A 4,554-nucleotide genomic window follows, 5' to 3' on the forward strand; every position below is an offset into this window, starting at 1 on the left:
CTATAAATAATATAACGCATACGAGACGGTTTGTCCATGCGTTTTTGACTGGCAAATTTTATATTTTATTACGATATTTTTTTCAAAATCTTTTTCTCATTTGTCTTTGAAAAATCACTTAACCGATAAGATCGGACTCGTGTCTTTACAATGATTGGAATTAACAAACCATTATTTACCAGCTTTGCACATCGATTAATAATCGTTTTGTTGGTTACACCAAGCATTTTGCTTACTTCAATTGGTGTAAACTCATATAATCGCTTTTTTAACAGAAATGCTAAGAATTCTTTTTCTTTTGCATTTAAATAAGATAGACTTCCATCTAACTCGTCGTTTTCGGATGTTTTTGATAATTCATATACCTTTTTAGAATACAATTCCATCATCCGCAAAAAATAATTGATCCATATTTCCGGATGAGGAGGGTTTTCTCTTCCTGAATAATATAACGCCGGTAACCCCATTTGCAGTGATGCATAATACTCATCTGGATCATAGGCAAAATATTCTTCCAGAGAACCTATTCCATTAAAACCATATCCATAATAATCAAGAATATAGCCTGACATTAATCTGGCGGTTCTTCCATTTCCATCTTCAAAAGGATGAATGGTAACCAATTGATAATGAACTACAGCAGCAATAATCAGCGGATGATCATCTGTAGTATTTACATATTCAACAAGTTCATCCAACAAGTCTGGAATATCAATATACTCTGGTGGAATATATTCCGCTGCGCCTGTTTCGGAATCATATACTGCAAATAACATTCCAGGTGGCATAGGGCCTCTTAAGCCTATCTTTTCTTTTGACGCACCTTTTTCAACCATTGCCTGCACTTCTAAAATCATTTCTTTTGAAAAAACTTCTTTCTTTTTCAGTTTTTCTTCTAAAAAATTTAAAGCTAAAAAGTAATTACGAACTTCCTGTTCTGGCTTTAAAAAATGTTTGTGAGGATCACTATCAATAGCCTCATTTGCCTGTTTTTCAGTTAATGGATTTCCTTCAATCTTATTAGAAGCATAGGAACTTTTTTTCTTAGAGTTTTTTCTAAGTCTGTTTTTTATAACAGGTGGCATTTCTATCGTACTAAGAGAAAAACGCTTTTCGTCTATTTCCGATATTCTTTTTAAAATTTCATTTGTTAGCGTAACCTTAATCACATGATCCACCTCCATTTCATCCATATATTATATCGTTTTATGAATCGTTTTTCCACTAAAATTACACTATTTTTTCACTATTTTTCATTACTTCATCGTCTTCGCCAGTGAATTGAGCAACGCCCGCATCTCTGGATTAGCCAACACTTTTACCAGAAGTTCCGGATCGACTTCATCAGCAACAGTAGTATTATTATTTTCCTGCTGTACATGCATCTGTGGATCCAGATTCTTTTTCTCATAAAACGCTTCTTCAAAAAGCTCTGCATTTTTCCTTCGGTCATCATCCAGAATATGAGAGTACACATCCGTAACCATATTGACCTGAGCATGGCCGGAATCACCCTGTACCGCCTTGATGTCTCCACCATTCAATTTCAGCTTATAAGTAACGCTGCTATGACGAAAACTGTGAAATACAACCGGTGGGAGATTATAGTCCTCGATCAGTTTTTTTAAAGGACCACGTATTGCTCCATCTCCTAGAGGAAGCCCAAAGGTACTTGCCATAACCAGGTTATAGTCCATATATTCATCACCAAGGATTTCTTTCATTTCATCCTGTTCCGCTTTCCAGTCTACCAACATATTAGCGACACTCTTTGGTAAGAATATCTTACGCACACTGCTTTCTGTCTTTGGTGTTTTCAGAATACGGACCGTAGAATTCTTCTTATGATTTGTCGGGAATACCAACAACACATCTTTTCCATCCAATGCATTCAACGATTCTTTTCTTATACGCTGTGATTCTTTGTTGATGAAGACATATGCACGGTTTTCTTCAATTGCCTCAGGAGAAATATTTACACAATCCCAGGTAAGACCAAGCAGCTCACCAAGTCGTAAGGAACATGAAAAGGATAGATTTATTGCAAGCTTTAATCGCTCATCTTCACAGACACTGAGCGCATACATTAATGTATCCGCTGTCCAGATGTCTCTTTTTTGTGATTTATGTTTTGGTACAGTCGCATGGGTGCAAGGATTCTTCTCCATTAACTCCCATTTCACTGCCTGTTCAAAACAGTTCCTGAGCAGCTTATTAACATCCCGGACCGTACTGGACGATACAAATTCATTTCGACTGGTTTTATTCAATGGATTGATAACTGCACGTCTCTTCAAAAGACTCTGATAATATCTTTCTTCCAAGTTATCGAGCCAGTCATCGAAACTCTTTTTAGAGATGCGATACTTTCCGCCATCCAACTGGATCCACCGGAATTCCTTTTTCTTTAAAAGGTTATAAATAGTAGGTCTGCTGACTCCTAAGATTTCCTGTAACTCTTGAACTGTATAACATCTTTTTTCTGACATTTCTTTATCCTCTTTTCTTTGAAATATGAATGAAAAATTATCCCTTCATATAACGAAACGCTCAGAGCATGTTTTACAGTGGTCAAAAGCAAATTTTTTTACTTTTTTTCTTACGAATTTTCTTGCGAGTTTTTTTAATGCAACTCGTAACATTAGATTTTTACATTTTTCATGAAATTAAGTAAAGAAAAAGAGCATATGGAATTGAATCCATACACTCTATGATTACTGGAACTTTATTTCATTTTTAATTCAACAAACTTGAATTTGGTGTGTGCTTTATAAATTTTTTCCGATCCACTCAAGTTCGTTCATGGAATCCTTATTTTTTTCAAGTTCATCTCTGGCTGTTGCGTAATATGATTTTTTGAAAAGCATATCCCATGAAAGATATTTTGCCATACAGTCAAACTGCTTATCAATCAGCTCATACTGGATACTGCCTACGGGAGAACCACCTACAACAATTGTGCCAACTTTTTTGTTTTTTAACTGCAATCCACGGCAGTAGCACTTATCAATGATAAGTTTCAATTGTGCTGACATTCCCCACCAATAAACTGGTGTAGCAAAAAGAATCATATCTGCGGCAGCAATTTTATTAATTGTAGAATTTGTATCATCCTTATCGACGCATCCCTTAGAGCATTGACAGACACCACATCCCTTGCATGGTGCAATGTTGAGTTTGTCGGGTTCAATGATTTCAATTTTATTCTTTTCTGACGCTCCTTTTATAAATGCATTGATTGCTGCCAGCGTATTTCCTTTTCTGGCACTTCCATTAATAATTACAATTTTCATGCGTGTATCCTCCAACTTCCGATTTGCACTTCAAATCGTTTTCTTCATTCTATCACAGCATCTATTATTCTGCCATCAATCTTTCGAACCAGGTATCCATGACAATAATAAACTGGCTTACCCCTTTCCATTCTTGCAGCATTTCATCCAGAGTTTTGTGCTTCACATATTTCTGTACATACACCCAGGTGGCAACACTGCTGGCCTGAGAGATAATTCCTACTATAATTTTACGCATAGTTTCTTCAAATTCCGCGATTTCTTCTTTTGGAACGATGTCATAGAGATCTGGAATCTGAAAATCTTCCTTCTCACAATTTTCATCCACATCAATTAGATCTGCCGTCACTCTCTTTCTGGATTCCTCAGGTAATTTCAAATATTGCCAGATCATTGAGACCACTTCGGACGGTGTGTCTTTTTTGATTGGTGGTAATTGTATAAAATCATTCTTTTCACTCATTTTCATATCCTCCTCACGATATAATAAAATCAATAATACGTTCTCTTGTCATGTCCAGTACAGTATCTACAAACACTCCTGCAAACAGGATCAGATACAGAATTACACTCAGCGAAAACAGGAATGCAACCTGTACCCAATCATGGTAACAGTATGCAGTCGCTATAATCAACAAAGTGAATATAAATCCAAGGATCCCTCTGACAACCGCATAAGTCTGTACTGTCATCTTCACTGCCAGGCCGATCACAAAAAGTATCAGCTATCTTGACTCCTTTCCTCCAGGATTCAGGAAATAAAAAATGCCTGCCTGGAACTTTTATAGATAGTAAAGTTCCAAACAGACATTGCTGTTTGACCATTAGCTGTAGCTAATAGAATTGAATACTGTTTCAGCTAATTCATGTTTGCAAGTTTGGGAGAGATTGTTTCTTTTCCCGCCTTTTCTCTGATTTACATCCCCGAATAAGAGGTGACAACGGAGCGGAACCCAAATGTTAGCTGGAAATTGCTCATTTTGAATGGAATTTTGTGTCACGAACGTGATTTGAAAATAACAAAAGCGTTCGTTGTCAGCTAATCCAGCTAACATTTTCGAACGCTTTGAAGCCCGTCGCCAAGAGGATTTGAACCTCCGACCCCTCGCTTAGGAGAGCTCCAACCTATTGTCACTCTCTGTCAATCTGAGGTAAGGTAAACCCAAGTGGGACACTATATAAAACTGTTTCCGATTCAATTCGAGTTATTCTGAATACCCCCTCTGTCAAGCTCTGTAAAGCTCTGAAAGTTAGCTGATTG

The 4,554-nt window shown here is 36.8% G+C and carries 5 protein-coding genes; all 5 read right to left on the reverse strand.

The features are described from left to right. Window positions 1-68: 68 nt before the first annotated feature. Window positions 69-1,169 carry a Fic family protein gene (locus tag DWY31_RS13700; RefSeq protein ID WP_242992997.1) on the reverse strand — a complete coding sequence of 367 codons (1,101 nt, stop codon included), beginning with the start codon at window positions 1,167-1,169 and terminating at the stop codon, window positions 69-71. Window positions 1,170-1,256: 87 nt separating this feature from the next. After that, complete coding sequence (locus DWY31_RS13705) at window positions 1,257-2,489, reverse strand: tyrosine-type recombinase/integrase (RefSeq protein WP_118520969.1); 1,233 nt, start codon at window positions 2,487-2,489, stop codon at window positions 1,257-1,259. Window positions 2,490-2,768: 279 nt separating this feature from the next. Continuing rightward, complete coding sequence (locus DWY31_RS13710; RefSeq protein ID WP_118520971.1) at window positions 2,769-3,293, reverse strand: flavodoxin family protein; 525 nt, start codon at window positions 3,291-3,293, stop codon at window positions 2,769-2,771. Between the two features lie 64 nt (window positions 3,294-3,357). Continuing rightward, the gene (locus DWY31_RS13715) at window positions 3,358-3,756 is read right to left on the reverse strand and encodes a hypothetical protein (protein ID WP_330411929.1); all 399 of its coding nucleotides are present in this window, start codon (window positions 3,754-3,756) and stop codon (window positions 3,358-3,360) included. A 13-nt stretch (window positions 3,757-3,769) separates the two neighbouring features. Continuing rightward, window positions 3,770-4,018, reverse strand: a complete 249-nt coding sequence (locus DWY31_RS13720; RefSeq protein ID WP_117538435.1) for a hypothetical protein — start codon at window positions 4,016-4,018, stop codon at window positions 3,770-3,772. Window positions 4,019-4,554: the final 536 nt, after the last annotated feature.

This window comes from Dorea sp. AF24-7LB (assembly GCF_003478575.1).
Classification (GTDB): Bacteria; Bacillota; Clostridia; order Lachnospirales; family Lachnospiraceae; genus Dorea_D; species Dorea_D hominis.

Bases quoted from the DNA above. Each gene is read 5' to 3' on its own strand.
- DWY31_RS13715 (WP_330411929.1), bottom strand. From the start codon at position 3,756: ATGAGTGAAAAGAATGATTTTATACAATTACCACCAATCAAAAAAGAC.
- DWY31_RS13710 (WP_118520971.1), bottom strand. From the start codon at position 3,293: ATGAAAATTGTAATTATTAATGGAAGTGCCAGAAAAGGAAATACGCTG.
- DWY31_RS13705 (WP_118520969.1), bottom strand. From the start codon at position 2,489: ATGTCAGAAAAAAGATGTTATACAGTTCAAGAGTTACAGGAAATCTTA.